This is a genomic window from Brevibacillus laterosporus (assembly GCF_030489605.1).
In the GTDB taxonomy this organism is placed as follows: Bacteria; Bacillota; Bacilli; order Brevibacillales; family Brevibacillaceae; genus Brevibacillus_B; species Brevibacillus_B laterosporus_E.
The window spans coordinates 86,878-112,617 of record NZ_JAUKFY010000007.1; the positions used below are offsets into that span (position 1 = coordinate 86,878).

The following is a 25,740-nucleotide window of genomic DNA, read 5'->3' on the forward strand; positions in this document are numbered from 1 at the left end:
TTAACGAAACGTAGAGTAAAATATTGTTATCGTACATGGACTTACTTCTCATTGTACAAAATGACAGGCCTAATGGGAACAGCTAGCGGGATTTTGAGACACGAAATCATTTTTGTTGCAGATACCCTTTAACTTTTTATACAGTCAAACTTAGATGGCTTGAAAATGGATTATTCTAGTTCAAATCAATTTGTAACGACTGGTAAAGGGGTTATCTAACATGTATGCAAAAATTTATTCAGCTACCATTCATGGAATAGATGGCATGCTAGTTACGGTAGAAGTGGATATTTCGAATGGATTGCCACATTTTGAAGTGGTGGGTTTAGGAGGTAGCGCTGTTAAAGAAGCACGGGATCGTGTCCGAGCCGCCTTGCGAAATTCCGGATTCGACTTCCCTATGCAGCGCATTACCGTCAATCTAGCCCCCGCAGATGTGCGAAAAGAAGGCTCCGTTTTTGATTTAGCTATCGCTTTTGGAATCTTGCTGGCATCTAAACAAATTGAAATGACATCAGCTATTCCACTTATTATCGGTGAGCTGGCGCTAGATGGTAGCCTACGTCCCATTCCAGGTGTCTTGCCCATGCTACTGGAGGCTCAGCAAAGAGGATTTAAGAGAGTCATTTTGCCCATTGCCAATCGAGCAGAAGCAAAACTCGTTCCCTTAGAAATTATGGCTGTACCCCATTTGCGAACCGCTGTGGAGGCTAATAAAGGAAACGAATGGGTCCATGTAAGCGATCCTACTGCAGTTCATTTGGACTGTACCAATTCAAGTCCCATTGAGCTTAAAGACGAAAGTAGCCATCCTCCTGATACGATTCCTGCATGTGATTTTGCTGATGTCATGGGACAACACTTCGTAAAAAGGGGTCTAGAGGTTGCAGCCGCTGGATTTCATAATGTAATGCTAGTTGGTCCACCAGGTTCTGGAAAGACCCTATTAGCCAACTGCTTTCCAACCATCATGCCTAAAATGACTCAGGAGGAATCCTTTGAAGTTACTAAGATTTACAGCATTGCGGGCTTAACAACGCGACATGGTCTTATGGAGACCCGCCCCTTGCGCGCGCCACATCATACAATCACCCAAGCCGCTTTAGCAGGTGGGGGATCTCAAATCCCACGTCCAGGAGAATGTAGTTTGGCCCATGGCGGAATTCTTTTTCTTGATGAAATGCCTGAATTTTCCAGAGGGGTTCTTGAGGTACTACGACAACCCCTTGAAAATGGTCACGTTACCATCAGCAGGGCCAAACAAGCCTATTTGTATCCAGCGCGCTTCTTACTCATTGGATCTATGAATCCTTGTCCATGCGGATATTATGGTTCCAAAGATCAAAATGTCTGTCGATGCTCACCCTTACAAGTATTAAAATATCGGTCAAAAATTTCTGGTCCCTTGCTAGACCGCATCGATATTCATTTAGAAGTGCCTCGTGTTTCAGTAGAACAGTTAACAAAGCGAAAGGAGGAGGAAAATTCAGCTTCAATCCTCGCACGTGTAGAGATGGCTCGTAGTATTCAACGTCAGCGTTATCGTCAAAACAAACGTTTTTCATTTAATAGCTCAATGACTGGACAAGATTTACGAGCATACTGCTCTCTTGATAAAGGCGGACAGGAGTTAATGAGCATAGCTTTTAATCAACTAGGACTGAGCGCTCGCGGATATGATCGAATTGTAAAAGTGGCTCGTACGATTGCTGATTTAGACGGTTCTGAGAACATCCAATCTTCACATGTAGCTGAAGCGATTCAATATCGTTCACTTGATAAGGCTATTTTAGCATGATCCAAAAATATCTTTTCAAAACAGGTTAATCATACACCTTTTTTGGGTAAATGTTTGTTGAGCATACTCTGCTATCTATGATTCCTGTGCAATTGCCCTTCGATAAGATAGCAATGTGTTCATACACTGTTTAGAAGATTGGGTACTATTTCACGGGCAAGAATCACAATAAGTAAACAATCTCATGTAAGCGGAATCAACGTTATAAATGTTAGTGGAATATTCACTTTTTTAAAAGAAGTAAAGATTGACTTATTTATTAAATATTGGTACTATAATAATCAGATAACCTGTCGAATTTTGACTAAATACATCTGACAGAGAGGGGATTTACACCTATGAAATCAACAGGTATTGTAAGAAAAGTGGATGAACTAGGACGTATCGTTCTTCCTATTGAATTGAGACGAACATTAAACATTGAGATCAAAGATCCTATGGAGATCTATGTAGATGGAGAACGCGTAATCCTGAAAAAATACTTGCCATCTTGTATTTTTTGCGGAAATGCTGACCAAATTACTCACTTCAAAGGTAAAATCATTTGCCATGATTGTCTGAATGATATGCCTGTTGGCACGAAAGAATAAGTTTTCTTGTTACATACGCACTAAATATGCTTTCCTTTATGTTTAACTAAAGAAACCGTTCTCTTCCTCCGAAGAAAACGGCTTTTTTATTTCATCATGCAAAATATGGTATTTATAAAAAATGGCTGTCTTCACGTCATTTCTGACTAAAGACAGCCAAACCCAGATGTATTACATAATATGGAGGAGTTACAACTCGTCGAGTACATTGTATTTTACGCTCGAAGGTGTACTATTGATGTAGTTAAATCACTATGAACTGCCTATTTCTTGCAAATTTAGGTAGTTATCATATTATCTGTCGCCTAAATAAATTTGTAATGCTCAAGACCTTCTTTACTCTGTGAAAGATCAGGCGGAATCCATACTGCAATAGCATCAATTCGAAATGATTCATAGGACTGAGTATGATTTTGCAAATAGGCTAGAGCTAGCTGTCGCAATTTTTGCTGTTTGCGTGGAGTAATTGATTCAACAGGACTTCCGTACCTAGGAGTAACTCCTTTTTTACCTATACGAGATCGAACTTCAACAAACACAACTGTTCTCTGCTCCATTGCAATAATATCAATCTCTCCCTGAGAAAGTCGGACATTACGGCCAATAATACAGTAGCCTAGGCTTTCAAGGTAATCGCATGCCCTTGCTTCCCCAATTTGACCAATCAGCCTTCTTCGGTCTGTCATTAACTCCACTCTTTCTTATCTAGACGATAAACAAAAGCAAGAATTTCTGCCACCACCTGATATAATTCAGGGGGAATTTGCTGCTGTAAATCCAATTTAGACAGAACCTCTAATAACGAAGGGTCTTCCTGAACAGGGATGTTATGCTCTTTTGCCTTTTGCAGGATACTCTCAGCGATATAACCTCCCCCTTTAGCAACCAGACGTGGAGCATCATCCTGATCCTCTTTATAGCGCAACGCTACTGCCTTTTTTAATCGTGGTACTGATTTTTCTTGAAAGGCATTGTTGGTAAAGGACCGATCCATTACGTTCCCCCCTTCCTATATTAGACACGCAAATCAACACCTGTGTAATTACTGTTCAATTGCTCTGTTTCTCTTATAAGTCCCCCGTTACCAGATTTGGCTTCTGGTAATGGCAAGACACGTAAAATAGATAACTGATACCCTACTTCTTGGAGTTGCTGAGTAAACGTTTGCTTTTCTGACTGAATCAGTTTTTCCAACCAAGCTTGATTGTTATAAACCTGAATCGTTGTAATTCGATTGACAATACTCACATCTACCATCGTCATTCCTAGGGCATGTAGATCTAATTGAAAAAATAATCTACAATTTCCCGGATCTAATTGCCCGCCTTTTTGCTTACGTGCTTCCACTTGTACAAAAGCTGTATCTTCTCCTTGCTCAGTCTTAATTGGAATTTGCATCATCACATGTGTCAGTGGTTGTGTTTGCTGAGAAGTCGACATCATTAATTGTTGTCCGGTAATATGCTGAAGCAATTGCTCTGCTGTTTCCTTTAATGCTAAAGATACGCCTTGGGAAGCCTGTGTAACTTGTAATAACAAGCTTTTGATATTTTGTAATTGTTGCTGATCAATTGCTTCTTTACCTGTCCGTCCAGCCTGAAAAATATGTCTTTCATTAGAGACACCTAATAGTTCCAGTTTTTGCTGTAAAATTCCAGTTTCCTTCCGTAACTGAGCTTGATCCGCTGACGTTCCCTCATTTGATTGGGGAGATCCTGTTTGATTACTTATTGCAGATGGCTGTTTCAATGATTCTTCTGGAGCAAGCATGCCAGAAGCCTGAATCCTTGTATTTACGGAAGAATTCTGCATTGGAGCTTGCATACTGGTTTGTTGTTGTCTATTTTGGTTAGATTCTTCTGCACCTGTGAGTGTTTGGTTGCTATTACCTGTGATAATGACTGATTCTGTAAGAGTACGTGTAGTTCCTGATGAAGGAAGTGAAGACGATTGACTTGTACCCTCTGTTTGCTTCAGAGTAGCCTGTCCATTTCCTCCATTTATGCTCCCATTCAATCGTGATTGCGCATCTGCTTCCGCTCCGCTTATAACTCCACCATTTCCTCCTTGTTGCGCATTTGAACCTTGAGCGGATGGAAAAGGTGCTGTGTTATCAGGTAAGGCTGACGACACAGGTTTCTGTTGGATTGGACTTTGATTCAAGAGATTCGTCTGTTGCCCTGTTTGCTGGCCAATCCCAACAGATGAAGCACCATTTTGTACTCCTGCCCCTGTTTGTTGCCCTGCTTCAGCTTCTTGGTTGCCAATATTTTGAGGCAATGACGTTTGCGTAGAATTCCCAATCGCTTGTTTTCCTAGCATTCCTGAGTTCCCGTTTAGCAAAGGCATATCTTCATTGAGCTGTAGCGGCAACGACTGTAATAAGCTTGCCAGAGTTCGTAAGGATTGTTGTAATTGTGGTGACGCAGTGGTTGAGGATCCACCTTGCGGGGTTGTTTGAGTCTGCTCATTAGTCCCCAAAGCCTCACTTTGCAATGAAAGCGTAGCCAGTGTATCTGTCACCTGCTGCAAAAAAGCTCGAATAGAGTCTGAGATGTTATTTCCAAATAAAAAGCTGCGCAACGCCAAGACTACATCCTGCGTGATCGGGATTTGTTTCGTAAGTGCTGTCTGCACTGCTTGCATGACATCTGTACCTGATCCTTGCGTCTTTATGATTTGACCAAGCTCCATTAATGTTTGCTTGTTTACAGGCAAATTCTTATCAAGTAAAAATTGCAGAGCTTCTTTTAATTCTGGTTGATTCGGTAAACCAAAAGAGCGTAATAAGCCCTCTTGGGAGGCTTCTTTTGTGGTTTGACCTGCCTCTGTATGAACCACTTTTAACGTAAGTGGTTCTGTATTCCCCTGAACCTGTAACCATGCTTTTTGGCCTGCTTCCAAATTCGTCTCCATTTTAGCTACCATTTGCATTCCGCCAATTTGCACGATAGCACCCTGTTCCGGAAGTACCTTTACGATGGTTCCCTTTACCACCTGATTCGGGCTTAGCTCTATCTGTTTGCTTCCGTTTGTGCGTGTTTGCTGCAACATATTAGATAGCAATTGACCAGCTTGGATCATCGGTTCCTCCTCCTTTCATGTAAAACGAATAAACCTTTATTCCAAAAAGAAATTTATGTACGAAATAGGCTGAAATGATTCTTATCCATGCTGATTTTGATCAGGAAAGATTTTTGGCCTCACAAACGCTTCGAACATATCTTATACCCCTCTATCCAGTAATAAGCTCCTTAACTCCCCCAAAGGTTTTACGATGCAATGCGGAAGGGCCATGCGTGCGTAAGGCTTGTAGATGTTCGGCTGTGCCATAACCGGCATTTTGTTCAAACCCGTATTCCGGATACTCTGCCGCATATGCTTCCATAAGACGGTCACGCGTCACTTTTGCCACAATTGATGCAGCTGCGATGGAAATACTTTTGCCATCACCGCCAATAATCGAGAGCTGTGGAGCTTCTAAATGTGGCAGATGTACAGCATCAATTAAGTAGAGGTCTGGAGTGATTCCTGCGTCATTTATGGCTATATACATTGCTTCGCGTGTCGCTTCTAGAATATTAATTTCGTCAATGCGCTCAGCAGAAACGATCCCAATACCTACAGCGATTGCGTCGCGCTTAATTACTTCATAATAAGCTTCACGCATGGAGACATTCACCTTTTTCGAGTCATTTAAACCTGGAAGATAAAAATCAGCGGGTAAACAAACGGCTGAGGCAACCACGGGTCCTGCTAGAGGCCCTCTTCCAACCTCATCTATTCCTACTATGTATTTCTTACCTTGTCCCCAGTACAATTTCTCTGCTTCCGTCATAGCTTCCCAAAGGGCTTGCTGCTTTTTCAAATGATTTTCCTGAGCAATGAATCTGCGCCAAATTGCTTGGACGCCCTTTCTTGGGTCTGCAGAAAGCTCCAATCGTTCCTCTGAGGAAAGCTGGTCTGCCCCTTCGACCCATTCTCTTATCTTTTGTATCGACATTTCCGCAATGTTCATTAATTCTCTCTCCCGACTTCCTTTATATTCTCTCTTTATTCTATCGTAAGACTAGCCCCGCGACAAAAATTTTTCACATCTATCGTATCCAAACAATCTGTTATATTAATTCCTACATAGAGCAATACTGATTGAATGATTCACACATTTTATCATTTGATCGAACAACTAAAAACCCCTGCCGTGTCGGCAAGGGTCAATACGTACATTTTTTATTCATCATAGATAGAGCGGGGCTCGCCAATGGCTACTTCCATTTCCCAATCAATCGGACGTTCTAACGAAATTTGACCAATCTTTCCTGAGCGTAGTTCACGTAGCAACAGTTCAGAAGCTTTGTCATAGTCAATATATCCACCTGACGCCATACAGCCACGTTTTTTACCGATCATTTCTAGTAATTCTACGCCATCCTCAGGTAAATCAGTCAGCTTAAAGCGGTCTTTTAGTCGCTCTGGATAGTAATGCATCATATAACGAACAGCATACAGGGCCACCTCAGAGAAATCAATCAGTTCATCCTTAATAGCACCACTTGCAGCTAATCGTAACCCTACCATTTGATCCTCAAACTTAGGCCAAAGAATACCTGGTGTATCGAGAAGCTCTAGTGTATCGCCCATTTTTACCCATTGCTGTGATTTGGTCACGGCAGGGCGATCTCCTGTCTGTGCAACAGAGCGTTTTGCTAAACGATTAATCAGTGAGGATTTACCAACGTTTGGAATACCTAAGATCATGATTCGTACTGCTCTTGCCAGCATTCCACGATCTGCACGTTTTTGCAACATATCCGAAGCTAATTCCTGGCATAGCTCAGGGAGCTTATTAACTCCTCTTCCTGATAAAGCATCAATCGGCAGCGTGCGGAGGCCTTGTTCTTTAAAATATCTTATCCACATTTCTGTTACAGATGGATCAGCCAAATCCGCCTTGTTTAGCAATATTAAACGTGGTTTTTCTGCCACGATCTCATCGATCATCGGATTACGACTAGATAAAGGTAGTCTTGCATCCAGAAGCTCAATGACCACATCAACCTGCTTTAATTTCTCCGTTACTTGGCGGCGAGCTTTAGCCATATGTCCCGGAAACCATTGGATTGTCATCGTACATTCACCTACTTTGTTTACACAGCTATTTGCCTATTAGCGTGTCATGCGTATATCTTTTAACGGCCAGAAGACAAACTCTGCCCGGCCTACCACCTTACTTATTTCAACTGGGCCAAACTCTCGGCTATCTGAACTATTTTGGCGATTATCCCCCATCACATAAATATGTCCAGGTGGAATCGTTATTTTTTCGAAAGGAGTGGTTAGTGGTAGATCCTTCTCTTTTTGCGCAATTTCACGTTTCTCTTTTAAGTATGGCTCTTCCACTGCCTTATCATTAACGTACAAAACATCATCTTTTACTTCAACGGTGTCTCCAGCAACAGCGATGACCCGTTTGATATAATCACGCTTCTCAGACGCATGGAATACGATAATTTCCTCACGTTGTGGCTCTCTTAGATGATAGAGAGCTTTGTTAACCACGAGTTTTTCTTCGTTATGCAAAGTAAAATCCATGGAATGACCCTCGACGATAAACGGGGCAAATAAAAAGGTACGGATGAAGAATGCTAAAGCTATGGCTATGACAATCGCTTTAATCCATTCCCAAGCTTCATTTTTCTTCTTGGTAGTCGAGGCGTTTTCGCTCATAATCTTTCCTCCTGCTCTAGAGTCTCATTTATCTATTATATATGACAGAAGATATCTTTACACTTTATAAGTGCATCTATCTGAGATGAACTGTATATTCTAGAGGGCTGAAGGCATTTAAAAACCGCGTGTAACTGAAAAAAGGGGGACTGGCAAGCAGCCCCCCTCTTATTCTTATCGACGAATTTCTTTAATACGAGCAGCTTTACCTACGCGATCGCGAAGATAGTACAATTTCGCACGACGTACGCGACCATGGCGAACTACTTCAAGTTTGTCGATCTTCGGTGTGTGTAGTGGGAATGTACGCTCAACACCCACGTTGTAAGAAATCTTACGAACAGTGAAAGTTTCGCTTACACCAGTACCACGGCGGCGGATAACGATGCCTTCGAACACCTGAATACGCTCACGAGTACCCTCGATAACCTTAACGTGTACACGTACAGTGTCACCAGGACGGAACGCAGGAATATCCTGTTTCAGTTGTTCTTTTTCCAATTCACGAATAATTTGATTCATCATGATTCACTCCTTCCACACAGACGTTCTTACTCGCCTTCCTTTGGTTAACCTCTGCTAGGTTAACGAACGAGTAGCGGACCGTCGTAGTCAGCGGCAAAATTGCCACAAGTGATATTTTAGCATAACTATAGGCTGTTAACAAGCATTATTGGAAAATAATCAAGGATAAAATTCCCTCAATCTATTACTATAACGGGATCATAAAAAATCAGCGGCAAATAGGCAGGATTAATCTTCCCATGCTGATAAAATCAAGAGTTATTCTCTTCTTGCTGAATCTCTATGAGTAGCTTTTCAATTTCTTTGGTTTTCTCAATCTTCTCCAGTAACTCTGGTCGGCGTTGCAGGGTGCGCTTTAGAGATTCTTTCAGTCTCCATCTCTCAATGTTCGCGTGATGTCCAGACAAAAGGATATCGGGCACCTTCCAGCCTCGGAAATCGGCAGGACGTGTGTAATGAGGATGCTCTAAAAGTCCCGTAGAAAAAGAGTCTGTTACAGCAGACATTTCATTACCCAGAGCTCCTGGCTGTAAGCGAACAACACTATCAATCACAACCATAGCGCCTAATTCTCCACCTGTAAGTACATAATCGCCTATCGAGATTTCATCCGTGACCAGATGCTCACGAATCCGTTCATCATATCCCTCGTAGTGACCACAAATAAATACGAGGTGCTCTTCACGGGCTAACTCCTCAGCCATTTTCTGATCATATCGTCTTCCTTGCGGGCACATTAAAATAATACGCGGATTCGTGGTACCCTCACGTGCCTGAAGGTCTTCCACGGCATCAAAGATCGGATCTGGCTTTAAGACCATGCCACCACCGCCTCCATAGGGAGTATCATCTACGTTGCCGTGTTTGCTTTTCGAATAATCGCGAAAGTTAATGACTCCAAAATCGACGATTCCTCGCTCCGCTGCTTTTCCTAAAATACTGGTAGAGAATACCCCTGTAAACATTTCTGGAAACAGTGTTAGTACATCAATACGCATGATCTAACTCTCCTCTATAGCAATCCATCCATGAGGTGGCAAATTACTTTTTTGTTCTGAACATCTACCTCTTTAATGCAATCATCAATGAAAGGTAGCATGATTTCTTTGCCCTTGTTGCCTTTTACTACCCAAACGTCATTGGCACCTGGCTGTAAAACCTCTGTAATCTTGCCTAATACCTCACCTGTGTCCGTAATCACTTCGCATCCAATGAGCTGATGAATATAAAATTCGTCTTCCTCAAGCTCTAGCAATTCCGTTTCCGGAACCTTTAATTCTCCGCCCTTATACTTTTCCACGTGATTAATAGACGGGTAACCTTTAAAGGTTAGAATGGTAAAATCTTTGTGTTCGCGATACGAAGCTATTTCCACAATCACTGGTTCGGTCAAGCTTGGATGGAACAAATGCAATTTATTCCCTTTTTTAAAGCGAACATCTGGGAAATCTGTTGTAGAAACGACACGCATTTCTCCACGTAATCCCTGTGTATTAACCAATTTTCCTACTGTATAAAATTTTGGTTGTGTCACTAGCCTTTGCCTCCTTGACGTATTTCTATTACAATCCCGTCACGAATGATAATTTCAGCATCTGCCATTTTTTCATTCCAACGGTCCCCTACTTTCATTTCAACCTGACTTTTAAGGGTTTGCCGATGGAGTTCACTTTCTAAGGGAAGCCTTTCTACCTGTTCAAGCTGCATAGAAATCAACTCCAATTTCTCACGTAAGGTTCCTTCCTCCTGATCCAACCTCTCCAGAGCCAGACGTACCCCTTCGCTTCCTCTTTTTTCAGCCTCAGCTAATATTTTTTTACGCTGGAATCGCCATTGCTCCAATTCCATATGCACATATTGTGCTTGTTTTTCATATTCTTCCCGTAATAACGCCTTAGTTTTCTCTGTCAAAACAACTTTTACATGCACCAATCTCTCAATGCTGATCATAGGCACCGCCTCCCGACAGCTAAGAAAGTTATTTCGTTGCTTTCGTTTATATAAACACATGTAGTAACGTTATATTTTGCATGTGGGGTTAACACGTATGTAGATACGAAAAAAGACTGGAGAACCCCCCAGTCTTTTTTATACGATTTCAACGGTAATCCGCTTATCAGTCTGAACTGCAGCAGCCGTTACAACCGTCCGCAGGGCTTTCGCAATGCGACCTTGTTTTCCAATAATCTTACCCATATCATCTGGATGAACGGAAAGCTCGAAAACCAAGATACGCTCCTTGTCCACTGCGTTCACTTTCACATGTTCCGGATGATCCACAAGAGCTTTCGCGATCGTTTCGATCAAAGCCTTCATCTAAAGATCACCGTCCCAATCTTACTTCTTGCCGATTTTTGCTTCGTGCACTTTCGCAAGTACGCCTACTTGAGAAAGCAAGTTACGAGCTGTATCGGTAGGTTGCGCTCCGTTCATGATCCATTGAACAGCTTTCTCGCTGTCAATGTTAACCACTGCTGGTTGAGCAACTGGATTGTAATAGCCGATCTCCTCAATGAAACGACCATCACGTGGGGAACGAGAATCCGCAACTACCACACGGTAGAAAGGAGCCTTTTTAGAACCCATGCGCTTTAGACGAATTTTAACTGCCATGTTGTTCACCTCCTAAAAGAATCAACGAAAAACGTTGTATGTGTCTATATATCTGAACTATCGCCTTTATAGAGCGAAGAGAGTTCAAGCTTACATTATTTAAACGGATTAAATGGGAAATTGAAGCCGCCTTTTTTATCATCGGCATCTCCGCCCATGCCACCAAACGGATCAATCGGTGCATTTCCTTTAAAAGGAAAGAATCCGCCTTTTTTCTTGCTTTTCTTTTTCATTTTGTCCGTCATGCCTGTGAATTGCTTCATCATTTTTTTCATATCCTCGAATTGCTTGATGAAACGATTCACTTCTTGGATCGTGGTTCCGCTACCAGCAGCAATACGCTTGCGGCGGTTTGCATTCATGATATCAGGGTTAGCCCGCTCTTCCTTTGTCATCGATTTTACGATGGCCTCCGTACGAGCAATTTGCTTTTCATCCACTTTTAGATCCTTCATGCCCTTCATCTTATTCATGCCAGGCAACATACCCAACAGGTCCTCAAGCGGCCCTAGCTGGCGCATTTGCTGCATGGAATCCAAGAACATGTCAAAAGTGAATTCCCCTTGGCGCATTTGGCGCTCCATCTCTTTTGCTTTATCCACATCGACGCTTTCCTGTGCTTTTTCTATCAAGCTCAGTACATCGCCCATCCCCAGAATGCGTGATGCCATACGATCTGGATGGAATGGTTCCAAAGCATCAAGCTTTTCACCCATTGCTGCGAACTTGATCGGCTTACCAGTCACTGCTTTAACAGAAAGGGCCGCACCGCCGCGCGTGTCTCCATCCAGCTTAGTAAGAATCACACCTGAGATCTCTAGTTGATTGTTAAAGCTCTCTGCTACATTGACTGCATCCTGACCAGTCATAGCATCCACAACCAACAAAATCTCATCTGGCTTCGCCACTTCACGCACTTGTTGAAGCTCTTCCATGAGAGTTTCATCAATGTGCAATCGACCTGCCGTATCAAGAATCACATAATCGTAGTGATTTTCTTTAGCATGTTCAATCGCTTTCGCAGCGATTTCTACTGGACTTACCTGATCACCCATAGTAAATACAGGAGCACTCAATTGTTCACCTAGTACTTGTAGCTGCTTAATGGCAGCAGGGCGATAAATATCGCAAGCAACCAGCATAGGCTTACGATTTTGTTTTTGTAACAGCTTGGCCAGTTTACCGGTTGTGGTCGTTTTACCGGCACCTTGTAGACCAACCATCATAATAACAGTCGGTGGTCGGTTAGAGACAGCCAGCTTGGAGACGTTACCGCCCATAAGCTCAGTCAGCTCTTCATTTACCACTTTAATAACCATTTGTCCTGGCGTTAAGCTTTTCAAAACATCTTGTCCAACTGCACGTTCCTTGACCCGAGCAACAAATTGTTTCACGACTTTAAAGTTAACGTCTGCTTCCAATAAAGCCAGACGCACCTCCCGCATCGCCTCATTCACGATGGTTTCGTCGATTTTACCTCTGCCACGCAGCTTATCAAAGGCGCCCTGCAATCGGCTTGCCAAGCTTTCAAATGCCATATGTGCCCCTCCTAATCCATCTCTGACAGTTGGCGGAGCAAGATAAGCAATTCCTCTCTCGTATCGTCCCCACCTGTGGCCTCTACCAGATTGATCATCATCCTCACAACCTCTTGACGCTGTTCATACTTCGCTGTTAGCTTCAGTTTCTCGTCATATTCATAAAGCTGCTTTTCAGCTCGCTTAATATGATCATAAACGGCTTGTCGGCTTACTTCATGCATTTCTGCAATCTCGCTTAGCGATAGATCATCCAGGTAGTAAAGCTCAAGGTATTCGCGTTGCTTTCCCTTTAACAGGGAAGCATAGAAGTCAAATAAGAGATTCACTTGATTCGTTTTTTCCAGCATGGAACCAATCCTTTACAGTTAGATCGGTTGCTACTGTGTAAAGTTTTTTTCCTTTACAGAGCCAAGTAATATACTATACAATCCTGCGCCTACTGTCAAGTCTTTTTGTTGACATTAATTTTTTCAAGAGATATTCTGCAAAAACAGTACTCGTGAGCTTGCTATTCTTGCTCGGATTCCGCTTCCTGCTCTGTCTCTTTTTCAATCAAGCCAGCAAACAAAGCATGAACGAATTGCTCTGGATCAAAGGCTTGCAAATCATCCATTTTTTCACCCAAACCTACATATTTCACCGGTATATCCAGCTCATTGCGGATAGCAATAACGATACCACCCTTGGCTGTCCCGTCTAGTTTGGTCAAGACAATACCTGTGACACCAGCGGATTGCCCAAAAGCCTTGGCTTGGTTCATAGCATTCTGTCCAGTCGTAGCATCCAGAACCAGCAATACTTCATGAGGAGCATCCGGGATTTCACGTTGCAGGACACGAAAGATTTTATTTAGCTCTTCCATTAGATTCACCTTGTTTTGCAAACGGCCTGCCGTGTCGCAGAGAAGAACATCTGCCTTACGTGACTTAGCCGCTTGTACCGCATCATAGATAACGGCTGCCGGATCAGCGCCCTGCTGGTGCTTAATTACATCTACACCAACACGGTCCCCCCAAACCTCCAACTGTTCAATCGCAGCAGCACGGAAGGTATCCCCTGCAGCCAAAACTACTTTTTTTCCTTGTTGTTTAAACATATGAGCCATTTTACCAATCGTCGTGGTTTTTCCTACACCATTAACCCCTACGAATAACACAACGTTTAAACGTCCGTCCTCTATCTGCAGGGCCGTATTGTGGGCTTCATCATTGCGTAATAAGTTAACTAGCTTTTCCGATAGAATCGGTTGCAGATCTAAGGCATTCTCAATTTTGTTCTTGCGAACCTCTCCCCGCAAATCATCCACGAGCTCCATCACTGTATTTACGCCTACATCGGCTGCTATTAGAATCTCTTCTAGCTCCTCGAAGAAATCCTCATCAATTTTTTTGTAGCGACGGACTAAATCCTCTACCTTCTCTACTAAAAGATCTCTTGTTTTGGTTAATCCATTCGTAAACTTCTGCGTTACCTCTTCTGATTTTTTTACGATGGAATCACGAAGTTTTTTAAAAAAGCTCACAACTGACCCTCCTTGAATGTTGGCTGTTTGATTTAGTGAATGGGCGAGTCTGCAAAGACTACAAATATTATCTAAGAAGCGGATTCAATCAGTTTTTTCGTATCTTCTAGCTTAACAGACACCAGCTTGGAAACGCCGCCCTCCTGCATGGTGATACCGTACAGAACATCAGCACTCTCCATGGTTCCTTTCCGATGCGTGACACAAATAAACTGGGTCTCACCGCTAAATTGATGCATATATTCGGCAAAGCGGCTAACATTGGCTTCATCCAGTGCAGCCTCTACCTCGTCTAATACACAGAATGGCACTGGCTTCACACGCAGGATAGCAAATAAGAGAGCCATAGCTGTTAATGCGCGTTCTCCCCCAGATAATAACGCTAAATTTTGCAGTTTTTTACCTGGCGGTTGGGCTACAATATCAATCCCTGTTTCCAGTAATCGATCTGGTTGTGACAACAGCAGATCAGCCCTGCCCCCTCCAAATAACTGCACAAACACATCTTGGAATTGGACTCGAATCTCATCAAATGTCTGTTGGAAGCGGCGTGACATCTCTGTGTCCATTTCAGCAATCACCTGATAGAGCATTTCTTTTGCCTCTATTAGGTCATCCTCTTGTTTCCGCAAGAAATCTAATCTCTCTGCTAGGCGGTCAAACTCTTCAATTGCACCTAAATGAACGGTTCCGAGTGCAGCGATTTGTTTCTTCAATCCATTAACGACTCCCTGCTGCTCAGCAATCTCTCCCAACGAAGGATATTTTTGCTTAGCGAGATCAAAGCTTAGCTCGTACTCTTCCGATAGTTTGTGTAGCAAATGATCTAATTCTACTTCATACCGGTTTCCCTTTACTTCTTCAGCATGCAGCTTCTCTTCAAGTGCTTTTACTTGTTTGCGAATCTCTTTTACCTCAAGCTCCAATTGTTCCTGCTTAGCAAATAGACTCGATCGGTCTCCACGCCGTTCGGAAATCAGATTTGCTACACGATCCTTATCCTGACGAAGCTCGGAGATTTTCTCATCCAGCTCTCCAAAAAAGGAATCGTTATTATCATCTAGGCTATGCAGATCCATCAAAGCCTGATTTGCTTCTTCCCATTCCTTTGTCAATAAGGTACGTTGTTCACGCAAACGCTCGACCTGTTCGATTCGGGAAGCATGTTCCTGCTTTACTTGTGCCACTAGGACCTTCAGACTGGTAATCTGCTCATTCATTTCTTCCTTGCTGAGCATATGTTCTTTTCGTCTTGTTTCGGCTGTAGCGATGGCGGTTGTGAGCAAATGCTCTTCTTCCTCTAACACCTTCAATTCCTGGCTAAGGTCCGTCAGCTTTTGCTGAGCATCATTCATCTCTTTTTGATAAAGAGCCATATCCTGATCAAGTACAGCCATACGCTCGCGTAAGGATTTTCCAGATAACTCCGCTTGTTGTAGCAAACCTTTTAATTCCTGTTCACGTAAACGAAGGACCTCTCCTTGTTCACGCAGCTTTTCCTGTTGCTCTTCAGCTTGTTTTGCTGTCTTTGTAACAGCTTCAATGCTAGCTTTCTTCTGTGCAATTTCATTTTGCAAGGTATCTAACATGCCTTCCAGCTCTTCTACCTGACGGTTGCGGCCTAGCAGATTTGCATTGTTCTTCTTCACAGCTCCGCCCGTCATAGAGCCGCCTGCGTTAACGATATCACCATCTAGCGTGACCACCCGATAGCGGTAATGACAGCTTCTGGCCACACGGTTTGCCTGCTCCAATGTTTCTGTAATAATGACATTGCCAAGCATAGACTCGACAACAGCCCGATAGGCTTCATCAAAAGAAACAAGACGACTGGCAATGCCTACCACTCCGCTTTCATTGCGCAACTGGCGTTCATCTTCACTAGTAAGGGAACGAGAACGAATTACTGATAACGGTAAGAAGGTAGCACGCCCCAGATTATGCCGTTTCAGGTAGGCAATCGCTTCACGCCCCGCTGCTTCATCATTTACGATTACATTCTGCAGGGCTCCTCCCAAAGCAACCTCAATAGCAGTTTCAACCTTGCGCGGCACTGTCATTAGCTCGGCAACCGCTCCATGGATTCCCTTCATGCCTTTTTCACGAGCGCGCAGGATTTCTTTAACCCCCTGCTGGAAGCCTGCGAAATCATGCTGCATCTCTTTTAATAAATCTAGCCTAGAGCGGGTAGCTTCGCGTTGCTGTTCAAGACGGCGAATCTCCATTTCAGCCTCTTCGATTTGTTGCTCTTGTCCGCGGGTTTGGGCCATTAGTTCACGAAAACGGGTTAGCGTTTCATTTAGCTTTTGCTCAATTGCTGCAAGCTCAGCGGCATGCCCTTCCCCTGTATTTAGCTGAGTAGATTCTTCGCTAACTAGGCGATTCCTGTCTGCCTGCAAACGCTCCATTCGCGCCTTGCTGGTATCGCGCGTCTGTTCCTGATGCCGAATATCATTACGGAGGCGAGCCATTTCATTAAGCTTGTCAAAGTAGTCGCTTTTCAGCTTTTCCAGATCATCTGTCAACCCGCGCACGACCACTTGGAATTCAGATTCCGCCTTCTTGAGCTTTCCTTCTGCTTCTCGCATCTTTCCCTTGGCTTCTTCTCGGCGTGCTTCTTCGGCTGTCAGCTCTTCCTCTATGGCATGCTGTTTCTCGGTTAACCGATGCATTTGCTCCATCGTTTGCTTACGATTCGCTTCGAGATTTCTTTTGCGCTCCCGCAATACCTCCCGGCGACCCTCTACCTTTTCCGCCTCTTCACTGACCGTAAGCAAAACCTGCTGTAGCTCTTCAATTGATTCGTCAATCTGATTAACCTTGTAGCGAGCCTGCTCCAGCTCCGCTTCTTGCTGCCCTGCTTGCGCGGCACGCTTGGCTAATTGATTTTCAAAATCAGCAGATTGTCTTTTCGTTTCCTCCCATTTAGCATGCGTCTGTTCAATTTGCTGCACGTAGAGAGCTATCTCGTGCTGGACAAGCTTTTCATGCAGGCCTTTATAGGTCTTGGCTTTTTCCGCCTGCTCCTGCAGGGGACCTACTTGCTCTTCTACCTCATTGCGAATATCATAAATACGCACTAAATTTTGGGTGGTTTCATCCAGTTTCTTTTCTGCTTCCCGCTTGCGAGTCTTATATTTTACAATTCCGGCTGCTTCTTCAAAAATGCCCCGGCGATCTTCTGATTTCGTGCTCAGTATTTCTTCGATTCGGCCTTGTCCAATAATCGAGTAGGCCTCTTTTCCTACACCTGTATCCATAAACAGTTCCATAATGTCCTTTAATCGGCAGGAACGCTTGTTAATAGAATAGTCGCTGTCCCCTGAACGATAGACTCGACGTGTTACGGTCACTTCGGAGTATTCGGTATCCAAAGAGCCATCCGAGTTATCTAGGGTCAAAGATACTTCCGCGAAATTTACCGGTTTGCGCGTATCGCTGCCGGCAAAAATAATATCTTCCATTTTGGAGCCACGAAGCGACTTGGCGCTTTGTTCACCAAGCACCCAACGTATTGCATCCGATACATTACTCTTGCCGCTACCGTTTGGACCAACTACCGCAGTCACTCCCGGTACAAACTCCAATTCGGTCCGGTCTGCAAACGACTTAAAGCCGATCAGTTCCAACCGTTTTAAATACATGATAATCTCCCCTAAACATACTCAATCCTCTTTAACTCTCCTAGTTTATCACAGATGACCCATTTGGCGTAGGGTGACTTGGGAAATACCTGATTTTCTGTCTAAATAGAAAAATGAAGAATTTATTTCAGGAATGAGCACAAAAAAGTCCTTACTCTGTTTTCAGCCAAAGTAAGGACACACGATTCCTTCTAAATCAAACTATGTTTCTACTGAGATTGCTCTGCACTTTTCTACTCATTCATTCGTTAATGGTACTTTCCAATTAATGCTGCGGTCTATCACAAGCGTTTCATCAAGCACCAAGTTTAATTCCTTAGGCAAGTGTGTAAGCCCTTTCATCCATGCAAGCATTATGGGCAATTCGGAATAACCAAGCAGAGAAATTAGAACCAAGGTCAAATTTGTGCAAACGGTAATAAACTTTGGTAAACACTTCTTGTGCCAAGTCTTGTGCTGTTTCTTTACACATGATTTCAAAATAACTTGCAAATAACTTTTTCAGTAAAAAAACCAGGCTTCTACCTTGCAGAACACACAAAGTAGAAGCCTAGTTTTTTAACAAGCTTTGAGCGATTTTTAAAGCTACGTTTTCGTTTCAATTTTCATGAGAGCAAGTGCAGCAGCGCGTTGTTCTGCTTCTTTCTTGGAACGACCGGAGCCTACTCCCAACTGATTTCCGTTCAATATCACTTCGGATACGAACTCACGGTTGTGGGCAGGTCCTCTCTCTTGCAAAATGCGATAAATGATTTCTCCCAAGCTGTCCTGTTGAACAAGCTCTTGCAATTGACTTTTAAAATCGGTCACTTGTGTAAATTCACCTTTATCAATGCGCGGATACACATATTTTTCCAGGAATTGAAAAACCGCATCCAAGCCTTGATCAAGGTACAAAGCGCCGACAAAGGCTTCAAAAACGTCAGCAAGGAGAGCTGGTCGTTGTCGCCCACCTGTAAGCTCCTCGCCTTTTCCCAATAGCACCAGTTCACCAAACTGAAGCAACTCTGCAAACTTAACGAGTGACGGTTCACATACGATCGCCGCACGAAGCTTGGTCATTTCACCTTCACTCATTTTCGGGAACATTTTGTAGAGAAATTGGGAGACCGTTAGCTCCAACACCGCATCACCTAGAAATTCTAGGCGTTCGTTGTCGGAAATCCGTTTGCCCCTTTGCTCGTTCACATAGGAAGAATGGGTGAATGCTTGCCGCAACAAGGACTCATCAGTAAATGCGATTCCGATTTTTTCTTGCAGCTCTTTAAAATTCATCCCTCTCTCACCTTCCCTCACCGAATGCATGCCCTACTCCGCATAACGTTTTAAAAGAATGGTCGCATTATGCCCGCCAAAGCCAAATGTGTTAGACAAAGCATATTCTACCTTTGCCTCTCTCGCTTTGTTTGGTACATAATCCAGATCGCATTCCGGGTCAGGGTTCTCTAAGTTGATGGTTGGAGGTAAAATTTGATCACGCAGGGCGTAAGCTGTCGCCATCGCTTCGATAGCTCCTGTCGCTCCCAGCAAATGACCTGTCATTGATTTGGTAGAACTCACAGCTAGCTTGTAGGCGTGCTCACCAAACAGGCTCTTAATTGCTTTTGTTTCAGCCACATCACCGGCTGGAGTAGACGTGCCATGTGCATTGATGTAGTCCACTTGCTCTGGAGATACACCCGCATCCTTTAACGTATTTAACATACAGCGCCGTGCACCGTCTCCATTTTCATCCGGAGCAGTAATATGGAACGCATCAGCGCTCATACCATAGCCAACTACCTCGGCAATAATGGTTGCTCCACGCTGTTTAGCATGCTCTAGCTCTTCCAAAATCAATACTCCAGCACCTTCACCCATAACAAAACCATCTCGACCTTGATCAAAAGGACGACTTGCCTTTTGTGGTTCGTCATTGCGAGTAGACATTGCCTTTAATGAACAAAAACCAGCCATACCCATCGGACGAATTGTCGCTTCTGTACCACCTGTAATCATAACATCAGCTTGACCGAACTGAATGAGACGGAAAGCGTCACCAATTGAATTCGTACCTGTTGCACATGCAGTGATTGCACTCGAGGTTGGACCCTTTGCACCTAACTCAATAGAAGCAATTCCAGAAGCCATGTTAGCGATTAGCATAGGAATAAAGAACGGACTAACGCGACGCGGACCCTTCTCCACCAAAATTTGATGTTGTTCTTCCCATGTACTAAGTCCACCTATTCCTGAACCAATATAGACACCGATACGTTCAGCATTCTCCTCAGTAATGGTCAAGTTTGCATTTTTCACTGCTTCCTTCGCTGCTGCCAGACCAAATTGCACGAAACGGTCCATCCGACGTGCTTCTCGTTTGTCCATATATTGTTCGGGATCAAAATCTTTAACTTCTGCTGCAATTTTTGTAGGATAATCGGCTGGGTCAAAATTCTCAATCCGGCTGATCCCTGATTTACCTGCAAGCAGGTTCTTCCAAAGAGTTTCTGGGTCTTTTCCAAGTGCGGTTATACACCCAAAACCCGTAATGACTACTCTACGTCTCATGTTCATTCACCTCTATATAAATCAGCTTGCGCATCCTAGCTTAACATTATTAGCAACGTATCGTTTGTTGAAAAAATCACTTATTTGCGTAAAGGGAGAAGCCCCGTCGAAACGGAGCCCCTCCTTAGCGATTACTTGTGGGAAGATATGTAATTAACTACTTCACCCACAGTAGTAATTTTTTCTGCATCTTCATCAGAGATCTCTAGGTCGAACTCGTCTTCTAATTCCATAACAAGCTCAACAACATCAAGGGAGTCTGCCCCTAGATCTTCTTTGAAAGAAGCTTCCAACGTTACTTTATCTTCGTCTACGCCTAAACGGTCAATGACGATTTTCTTTACACGATCAAGAATTTCTGCCACTTACTTCACCCCCTCTCACGTATTATACGGGATGTCCCTTGTAAAAACCAGTTTACATATACATACCGCCGTCTACATGTAAAGTTTGTCCTGTCATGTAGCTAGAGGCATCAGATGCTAGGAAAAGTGCCACACTAGAAATTTCGTCAGCTGATCCAAGACGGTTAAATGGAATCTGAGCTAAAATACCACTCTTCACGTCTTCCGGTAGAACATCTGTCATATCAGTGTCAACAAATCCTGGAGCAATAGCATTTACCTTAATGTTTCTGGAAGCGAGTTCACGAGCAGTGGTTTTGGTTAAGCCAATGACTCCAGCCTTGGCAGCCACATAGTTTGCCTGTCCTGCGTTACCTAATACACCTACAACCGATGTAATATTAATAATGCTTCCGCTGCGCTGTTTCATCATTGGACGAGTCAACGCTTTTGTCATATTAAATACGCCTTTTAAATTAACGTTGATAACCTCATCCCATTCTGACTCTTTCATGCGCATTAAGAGATTATCTCTGGTAATTCCTGCGTTATTTACGAGAATATCGATTTTTCCAAAGCGCTCTAGTGCTTCTTTTACCATATTCTCCGCTTCTTCCGTATTTCCTACATTGGCGCGAATCATAATTGCTTCACGGCCTAATTTTTCGATCTCGGCTACTGTTTCCTGAGCTTTCGCTTCGTTTCCTGAATAATTAACGATGATATTGGCTCCAGCTTCCGCATATTTTAGTGCGATGGCACGACCGATACCACGAGAAGCCCCTGTAATCAAAGCTACTTTACCTTCTAACATTAACATGCTTCTCCTCCTCCAACGAATTCAGTAAGTGAATCCATGTCTTGCAGGCTAAAGATTTTTATGTTGGCTTCTTTTGGTGCAATTTTTTTCACCAAACCAGCTAATACTTTTCCGGGACCGATCTCAACAAACGTAGTGACGCCTTGTTCGATCATCCAAGCAACTGAATCCTCCCAGAGAACAGGAGAAGATACCTGTTCAACCAAGCTCGTAGCAATTTCGCTAGATTTCGTCACAGGACGTGCTGCAACGTTTGTCACTACTGGTACATTGGCATCATTGATTTCAATATCTGCTAAAACAGCCTGTAAAAGCTCAGCGGCTGGTTGCATCAAGGAAGAATGGAAAGGTCCGCTAACATTTAGTGGCATGACGCGCTTAGCGCCCGCTTCTTTTGCCAGTGCTCCTGCTTTTTCTACACCTTCAGCACTGCCTGAAATTACAATTTGCCCTGGGCAATTCATATTTGCAAGCTGAACAGGGTATCCGGCTTCGGTAACTTGTTCACATATGCTTCGCAGCTTTTGGCGATCCATATTAAGTACGGCCGCCATAGCCCCTTGCCCCGCAGGCACTGCTTGTTCCATATATTGTCCACGTGCGCGCACGGTTTTAACAGCATCGGTAAAGCTGATTGCTCCTGCCGCTACCAGTGCAGAATATTCGCCCAAACTGTGTCCTGCCACGAAATCCGGCTTCAAATCAGGGCATTTTTCTTGTAAAACCTTAAGAACAGCAACGCTCATGGTCAAAATAGCTGGCTGCGTGTTTACTGTCAAACGCAGCTCTTCTTCAGGTCCTTCATAGCAAAGATGTGAAAGCGAGAACCCTAAGGCTTCATCCGCCTGACTAAAAATCGCTTTTGCCGCTGACGATTCTTCACATAACTGCGCTCCCATTCCAACAAACTGAGAGCCTTGTCCTGGAAAAACAAATGCTAGTTTATTCAAATCCATTCGACTCCAATCCCTGTGTACTTCGTATTATTCGTCGTTTTGCTCACGTGTGCACCATGTGAGCAGTGCGGCTCCCCAAGTCAAGCCGCCACCAAAGCCAACGAGAATAACATTGTCTCCTTCTTTAACTCTTCCCTCTTGGATAGCTTCATCCAACGCAACGGGAATAGAGGCAGACGACATATTTCCATAGCGATCTAAGTTAATTACCACTTTATCTTCTGACAAACCAAAGCGTTTCACAGCCGAATCAATGATACGTAAATTCGCTTGATGTGGCACCAAGAGATCGATTGCTTCCTTTTCTAGTCCTGCTTTTGTTAACACTGTTTCAGTTGCACTGTTCATAACGCGTACAGCAAATTTAAAAACCTCATTGCCAGTCATGGTCAAATAGTGCATTTTGTTCTCTACGGTTTCTTTTGTAACTGGGTAACGTGAACCGCCACCTGGAAGAGTTAACAGCTTAGCACCTGATCCATCCGCACCAAGGTCAAAGGCTTTAAAGCCCATTCCCTCTGGAACAGGACCAAGAACAGCCGCTCCTGCACCGTCACCAAACAGGACGCATGTATTACGGTCTTCATAGTTTGTGATTTTGGATAAGGACTCTACTCCGATAACCAGCACATAACGATACATGCCGTTCGCGATAAATTGTGTAGCAGTCGTCACCCCGTAAATGAATCCAGTGCATGCTGCAGAAAGGTCGATCGCCGACGCTTTCTTCGCACCCAATCTTTCTTGAAGTATGCATGATGTAGATGGAAAGGAATGGTCTGGAGTCACTGTTGCCACAATAATCATGTCAATGTCTTCAGCACTGATGTTTGCCTTGTTCAGCGCTCTCACGGCAGCTTCATAGGCTAGGTCTGAAGAAGCTTGATCTTCCGCACAAATTCGACGTTCACGAATCCCTGTACGAGAGGTAATCCATTCGTCAGAGGTTTCCACCATCTTTTCCAAATCGGCATTACTTAACACTTTATCAGGTGTATAGGAGCCTGTTGCCAGGATTCCTACAGGACGTAATCCATTCATTCTTTTTCCCCTTTTCCGCTATGATCGATCTGTAGCTCTTTTAAGATGAGCTGATTGACATCAGACTTGCAAAAACGCGCCGCTGCTAGCAGGGCATTTTTAAATGCTTTTGCATCGGATGAACCATGCGCCTTAAAGACAGGGCGTTTCAATCCAAGCATCGGAGCACCACCGTACTCTGCATAGTCCATGCGGTTAGCAAAACGTTTTAGACTTGGCTTTAAAATGGCAGCAGCCAGTTTATTCATGAAGGTTGAGGTAAGCTCGCGCTTCAACTGAGAGAAAATAGCTAAAGCCGTTCCCTCTGTGTTTTTCAATAAAATGTTGCCAGAAAATCCTTCGCATACTAGTACGTCACAAGCATCCTCTAGTAAATCCCGCGCTTCTACGTTCCCAATAAAATGTACCGGACTTTCCTTTAGCAAGGGAAAGGTGCTTTTAGCCAGTTCATTCCCTTTTGCTTCTTCTGTGCCGACATTCAGCAAGCCAACGCGCGGTTTTTTTATGCCTAACACTTTTTCTACATATAGGCTACCCATAATAGCATATTGCACGAGGTGTTGGGGTTTGGCATCCATATTGGCGCCAACATCAAGCACCAATGTAACTCCACCCTTGATTTTGGGAATCATCGCAGCTAGAGCCGGACGTTCAATTCCCTTCATGCGTCCCGTAATTAATAACCCCGCTGTCATCAATGCTCCGGTGTTGCCAGCAGAAATGACCGCCTCTACTTCCTCTTGACGTGCCAGTTCTACTGCTTTTACTAAAGAAGAATCTTTTTTACGGCGCACAGCTTTAACCGGTTCTTCATCTGATGCTATTTTTTCTGTTGTATGTAAAATCTCAATATTAGATGGACGGGGTGTAGGCAGATAGCTGCCAATAGCTGATTCATCCCCAACTAAAACAATTTGTAAGGAGGGTTCAACAGAGATAGCCTCCAAAGCGCCTTCTACGGCACTGCGGGGTGCATGGTCGCCCCCCATGGCATCAAGTGAAATACGCAAGTACAATTCCCTCCTGTTTTTTCCTGACCTTACTACTCACGGATACGAAAAACCCTAAACGTAGCAGTAAACACATTTTCTCCTTGAACCTTCGTTTCGACGCGCACCTTGCTTTCGTCCCCTTCCGTAGAACGAACCACAGCCTTAGCAACCAGCTTCTCGCCTTGCTTTACAGGCCGAATAAAACGCATGCGGGCTGTAGCCGTTAAAGCAACATCCGCGTCGATAACAGCAACCGCCAGGGAGTTTGCTTGAGCAAAGATATAATGTCCACGAGCAATCTGTGTTCGAGTAAACACATGCTCCTCTGTTATTTCTAAGACAGAAATTCCATAATCATCCAGTTGTAGATCTATTACTTCGCCAATCACCTCTTCAATTCCTAGTGATTTGACTGGATCTAAACTTTTCTCTGCAACAGATTTAATCCGTTCACGTAATTCCGGTATGCCTAGCTCTAATCGATCAAGCCGTATCGTTTGAATGCTAACATCAAACATCGCAGCCAAATCTTCATCCGTAGCGAATGGATTTCGTTCTAGACTATCCACGAGCTGTCTTTGACGATCTCTCTTAGCTATGCGAGCGATTTTCGGCACCCCCCTTAGCTTTTTCTATCTATGCTTACGAGTTGTTTTTAATACCAGGTACTAAATTAGTATACGGGAGGGAGACCATTTTTACAACCCTATTCATAAAAATAACTTAATCCGTTAGATTTTCCCGTTTGAACAGAAAAAAAGCAAGGTGATCACCTCACCTTGCCTCTTGCTTATTGAACCACTTTCTTACCTTTGTAAGTTCCGCAGCTTGCGCATACGCGGTGAGCTAGTTTGTGTTCGCCGCAGTTATCGCATTTAACCATACCTGGAATCTCTAATTTGAAGTGCGTACGACGCAATCTTTTACGAGTTTTGGAAGTTCTACGTTGAGGTACTGCCATCTTCCTTACACCTCCTTCGAAGTCAAAATGTCTGAAGGTTCCCCATATAGAAACTCAAGGCATAAAGCCGTAAGTGAAATGGTTATCTGTGGAACCGATGTATGTGGGTTAGGACT

General features: G+C 43.7%; 28 protein-coding genes. 2 read left to right on the top strand and 26 right to left on the bottom strand.

The window, feature by feature from the left end; translation table 11 throughout:
• Positions 1-220: 220 nt before the first annotated feature.
• Together QZ995_RS09875 and QZ995_RS09880 are read left to right on the top strand one after the other, a co-directional pair.
• Positions 221-1,798 (top strand): YifB family Mg chelatase-like AAA ATPase, encoded by a 1,578-nt coding sequence (locus QZ995_RS09875; RefSeq protein ID WP_301806151.1) that lies wholly within the window; start codon positions 221-223, stop codon positions 1,796-1,798.
• A 338-nt stretch (positions 1,799-2,136) separates the two neighbouring features.
• Entirely contained in the window at positions 2,137-2,388 is a 252-nt protein-coding gene (locus tag QZ995_RS09880) for an AbrB/MazE/SpoVT family DNA-binding domain-containing protein (protein WP_018670802.1), read from the top strand.
• A gap of 305 nt (positions 2,389-2,693) precedes the next feature.
• Here the strand turns inward: QZ995_RS09880 and QZ995_RS09885 are convergent, their stop codons facing one another.
• From QZ995_RS09885 to rpmF, 26 genes are all read right to left on the bottom strand, one after another.
• Positions 2,694-3,074 (bottom strand): YraN family protein, encoded by a 381-nt coding sequence (locus tag QZ995_RS09885; protein WP_301806152.1) that lies wholly within the window; start codon positions 3,072-3,074, stop codon positions 2,694-2,696.
• The gene (locus QZ995_RS09890; RefSeq protein ID WP_301806153.1) at positions 3,074-3,382 is read right to left on the bottom strand and encodes an EscU/YscU/HrcU family type III secretion system export apparatus switch protein; all 309 of its coding nucleotides are present in this window, start codon (positions 3,380-3,382) and stop codon (positions 3,074-3,076) included. The genes QZ995_RS09885 and QZ995_RS09890 overlap by 1 nt, the downstream gene beginning before the upstream one ends.
• A gap of 20 nt (positions 3,383-3,402) precedes the next feature.
• Positions 3,403-5,472 (bottom strand): hypothetical protein, encoded by a 2,070-nt coding sequence (locus QZ995_RS09895; RefSeq protein WP_301806154.1) that lies wholly within the window; start codon positions 5,470-5,472, stop codon positions 3,403-3,405.
• 151 nt (positions 5,473-5,623) lie between these two features.
• Positions 5,624-6,406 (bottom strand): ribonuclease HII, encoded by a 783-nt coding sequence (locus QZ995_RS09900; RefSeq protein WP_301806156.1) that lies wholly within the window; start codon positions 6,404-6,406, stop codon positions 5,624-5,626.
• Positions 6,407-6,618: 212 nt separating this feature from the next.
• Entirely contained in the window at positions 6,619-7,515 is an 897-nt protein-coding gene (gene ylqF / locus QZ995_RS09905; RefSeq protein ID WP_301806158.1) for a ribosome biogenesis GTPase YlqF, read from the bottom strand.
• A 39-nt stretch (positions 7,516-7,554) separates the two neighbouring features.
• Positions 7,555-8,115, bottom strand: a complete 561-nt coding sequence (gene lepB / locus QZ995_RS09910) for a signal peptidase I (RefSeq protein ID WP_031413644.1) — start codon at positions 8,113-8,115, stop codon at positions 7,555-7,557.
• Between the two features lie 174 nt (positions 8,116-8,289).
• Positions 8,290-8,637: a 50S ribosomal protein L19 gene (rplS, locus tag QZ995_RS09915; protein ID WP_301806457.1), complete on the bottom strand. Its 348-nt coding sequence runs from the start codon at positions 8,635-8,637 to the stop codon at positions 8,290-8,292.
• A gap of 254 nt (positions 8,638-8,891) precedes the next feature.
• Positions 8,892-9,638 carry a tRNA (guanosine(37)-N1)-methyltransferase TrmD gene (trmD, locus tag QZ995_RS09920; protein WP_301806161.1) on the bottom strand — a complete coding sequence of 249 codons (747 nt, stop codon included), beginning with the start codon at positions 9,636-9,638 and terminating at the stop codon, positions 8,892-8,894.
• A gap of 14 nt (positions 9,639-9,652) precedes the next feature.
• Complete coding sequence (gene rimM, locus QZ995_RS09925; RefSeq protein WP_301806163.1) at positions 9,653-10,174, bottom strand: ribosome maturation factor RimM; 522 nt, start codon at positions 10,172-10,174, stop codon at positions 9,653-9,655.
• Positions 10,174-10,590: a YlqD family protein gene (locus QZ995_RS09930; protein ID WP_301806165.1), complete on the bottom strand. Its 417-nt coding sequence runs from the start codon at positions 10,588-10,590 to the stop codon at positions 10,174-10,176. Before QZ995_RS09930 ends, rimM begins: the two co-directional genes overlap by 1 nt.
• A gap of 138 nt (positions 10,591-10,728) precedes the next feature.
• Entirely contained in the window at positions 10,729-10,956 is a 228-nt protein-coding gene (locus QZ995_RS09935) for a KH domain-containing protein (RefSeq protein WP_003336874.1), read from the bottom strand.
• 21 nt (positions 10,957-10,977) lie between these two features.
• Positions 10,978-11,253, bottom strand: coding sequence for a 30S ribosomal protein S16 (gene rpsP / locus QZ995_RS09940; protein WP_003336873.1), 276 nt, complete (start codon positions 11,251-11,253; stop codon positions 10,978-10,980).
• Positions 11,254-11,348: 95 nt separating this feature from the next.
• Positions 11,349-12,791 carry a signal recognition particle protein gene (gene ffh, locus QZ995_RS09945; RefSeq protein WP_301806169.1) on the bottom strand — a complete coding sequence of 481 codons (1,443 nt, stop codon included), beginning with the start codon at positions 12,789-12,791 and terminating at the stop codon, positions 11,349-11,351.
• 11 nt (positions 12,792-12,802) lie between these two features.
• Complete coding sequence (locus tag QZ995_RS09950; protein ID WP_003336871.1) at positions 12,803-13,141, bottom strand: putative DNA-binding protein; 339 nt, start codon at positions 13,139-13,141, stop codon at positions 12,803-12,805.
• Between the two features lie 161 nt (positions 13,142-13,302).
• Entirely contained in the window at positions 13,303-14,316 is a 1,014-nt protein-coding gene (gene ftsY, locus QZ995_RS09955) for a signal recognition particle-docking protein FtsY (RefSeq protein WP_301806171.1), read from the bottom strand.
• 71 nt (positions 14,317-14,387) lie between these two features.
• On the bottom strand, positions 14,388-17,960 hold the full coding sequence (gene smc, locus QZ995_RS09960) for a chromosome segregation protein SMC (RefSeq protein WP_301806173.1): 3,573 nt from the start codon (positions 17,958-17,960) through the stop codon (positions 14,388-14,390).
• 316 nt (positions 17,961-18,276) lie between these two features.
• Positions 18,277-18,432, bottom strand: a complete 156-nt coding sequence (locus QZ995_RS09965; RefSeq protein ID WP_301806175.1) for a sigma factor — start codon at positions 18,430-18,432, stop codon at positions 18,277-18,279.
• 113 nt (positions 18,433-18,545) lie between these two features.
• Positions 18,546-19,235 (bottom strand): ribonuclease III, encoded by a 690-nt coding sequence (rnc, locus tag QZ995_RS09970; protein WP_301806186.1) that lies wholly within the window; start codon positions 19,233-19,235, stop codon positions 18,546-18,548.
• Between the two features lie 33 nt (positions 19,236-19,268).
• A complete protein-coding gene (gene fabF / locus QZ995_RS09975) occupies positions 19,269-20,510 on the bottom strand; it encodes a beta-ketoacyl-ACP synthase II (RefSeq protein WP_301806188.1) in 1,242 nt (413 codons plus the stop codon).
• A 131-nt stretch (positions 20,511-20,641) separates the two neighbouring features.
• Positions 20,642-20,875 (bottom strand): acyl carrier protein, encoded by a 234-nt coding sequence (gene acpP / locus QZ995_RS09980; RefSeq protein ID WP_003336866.1) that lies wholly within the window; start codon positions 20,873-20,875, stop codon positions 20,642-20,644.
• Between the two features lie 52 nt (positions 20,876-20,927).
• Positions 20,928-21,668 (bottom strand): 3-oxoacyl-[acyl-carrier-protein] reductase, encoded by a 741-nt coding sequence (gene fabG, locus QZ995_RS09985; protein WP_003341448.1) that lies wholly within the window; start codon positions 21,666-21,668, stop codon positions 20,928-20,930.
• Entirely contained in the window at positions 21,668-22,624 is a 957-nt protein-coding gene (fabD, locus tag QZ995_RS09990; RefSeq protein ID WP_301806459.1) for an ACP S-malonyltransferase, read from the bottom strand. The genes fabG and fabD overlap by 1 nt, the downstream gene beginning before the upstream one ends.
• A 33-nt stretch (positions 22,625-22,657) precedes the next feature.
• Positions 22,658-23,671, bottom strand: a complete 1,014-nt coding sequence (locus tag QZ995_RS09995) for a beta-ketoacyl-ACP synthase III (RefSeq protein ID WP_031413629.1) — start codon at positions 23,669-23,671, stop codon at positions 22,658-22,660.
• Positions 23,668-24,681, bottom strand: a complete 1,014-nt coding sequence (gene plsX / locus QZ995_RS10000) for a phosphate acyltransferase PlsX (protein ID WP_301806190.1) — start codon at positions 24,679-24,681, stop codon at positions 23,668-23,670. The genes QZ995_RS09995 and plsX overlap by 4 nt, the downstream gene beginning before the upstream one ends.
• Positions 24,682-24,713: 32 nt before the next feature.
• Entirely contained in the window at positions 24,714-25,280 is a 567-nt protein-coding gene (fapR, locus tag QZ995_RS10005) for a transcription factor FapR (RefSeq protein ID WP_031413627.1), read from the bottom strand.
• A 173-nt stretch (positions 25,281-25,453) separates the two neighbouring features.
• Positions 25,454-25,624 (bottom strand): 50S ribosomal protein L32, encoded by a 171-nt coding sequence (gene rpmF, locus QZ995_RS10010; RefSeq protein ID WP_018670782.1) that lies wholly within the window; start codon positions 25,622-25,624, stop codon positions 25,454-25,456.
• Positions 25,625-25,740 lie beyond the last annotated feature (116 nt).

Coding starts and splice junctions, on each gene's coding strand:
- QZ995_RS09875 (WP_301806151.1), top strand. CDS start 221: ATGTATGCAAAAATTTATTCAGCTACCATTCATGGAATAGATGGCATG.
- QZ995_RS09880 (WP_018670802.1), top strand. CDS start 2,137: ATGAAATCAACAGGTATTGTAAGAAAAGTGGATGAACTAGGACGTATC.
- QZ995_RS09885 (WP_301806152.1), bottom strand. CDS start 3,074: ATGACAGACCGAAGAAGGCTGATTGGTCAAATTGGGGAAGCAAGGGCA.
- QZ995_RS09890 (WP_301806153.1), bottom strand. CDS start 3,382: ATGGATCGGTCCTTTACCAACAATGCCTTTCAAGAAAAATCAGTACCA.
- QZ995_RS09895 (WP_301806154.1), bottom strand. CDS start 5,472: ATGATCCAAGCTGGTCAATTGCTATCTAATATGTTGCAGCAAACACGC.
- QZ995_RS09900 (WP_301806156.1), bottom strand. CDS start 6,406: ATGAACATTGCGGAAATGTCGATACAAAAGATAAGAGAATGGGTCGAA.
- ylqF (WP_301806158.1), bottom strand. CDS start 7,515: ATGACAATCCAATGGTTTCCGGGACATATGGCTAAAGCTCGCCGCCAA.
- lepB (WP_031413644.1), bottom strand. CDS start 8,115: ATGAGCGAAAACGCCTCGACTACCAAGAAGAAAAATGAAGCTTGGGAA.
- rplS (WP_301806457.1), bottom strand. CDS start 8,637: ATGAATCAAATTATTCGTGAATTGGAAAAAGAACAACTGAAACAGGAT.
- trmD (WP_301806161.1), bottom strand. CDS start 9,638: ATGCGTATTGATGTACTAACACTGTTTCCAGAAATGTTTACAGGGGTA.
- QZ995_RS09930 (WP_301806165.1), bottom strand. CDS start 10,590: ATGATCAGCATTGAGAGATTGGTGCATGTAAAAGTTGTTTTGACAGAG.
- QZ995_RS09935 (WP_003336874.1), bottom strand. CDS start 10,956: ATGAAGGCTTTGATCGAAACGATCGCGAAAGCTCTTGTGGATCATCCG.
- rpsP (WP_003336873.1), bottom strand. CDS start 11,253: ATGGCAGTTAAAATTCGTCTAAAGCGCATGGGTTCTAAAAAGGCTCCT.
- ffh (WP_301806169.1), bottom strand. CDS start 12,791: ATGGCATTTGAAAGCTTGGCAAGCCGATTGCAGGGCGCCTTTGATAAG.
- QZ995_RS09950 (WP_003336871.1), bottom strand. CDS start 13,141: ATGCTGGAAAAAACGAATCAAGTGAATCTCTTATTTGACTTCTATGCT.
- smc (WP_301806173.1), bottom strand. CDS start 17,960: ATGTATTTAAAACGGTTGGAACTGATCGGCTTTAAGTCGTTTGCAGAC.
- QZ995_RS09965 (WP_301806175.1), bottom strand. CDS start 18,432: ATGTGTAAAGAAACAGCACAAGACTTGGCACAAGAAGTGTTTACCAAA.
- rnc (WP_301806186.1), bottom strand. CDS start 19,235: ATGAATTTTAAAGAGCTGCAAGAAAAAATCGGAATCGCATTTACTGAT.
- fabF (WP_301806188.1), bottom strand. CDS start 20,510: ATGAGACGTAGAGTAGTCATTACGGGTTTTGGGTGTATAACCGCACTT.
- fabG (WP_003341448.1), bottom strand. CDS start 21,668: ATGTTAGAAGGTAAAGTAGCTTTGATTACAGGGGCTTCTCGTGGTATC.
- QZ995_RS09995 (WP_031413629.1), bottom strand. CDS start 23,671: ATGAATGGATTACGTCCTGTAGGAATCCTGGCAACAGGCTCCTATACA.
- rpmF (WP_018670782.1), bottom strand. CDS start 25,624: ATGGCAGTACCTCAACGTAGAACTTCCAAAACTCGTAAAAGATTGCGT.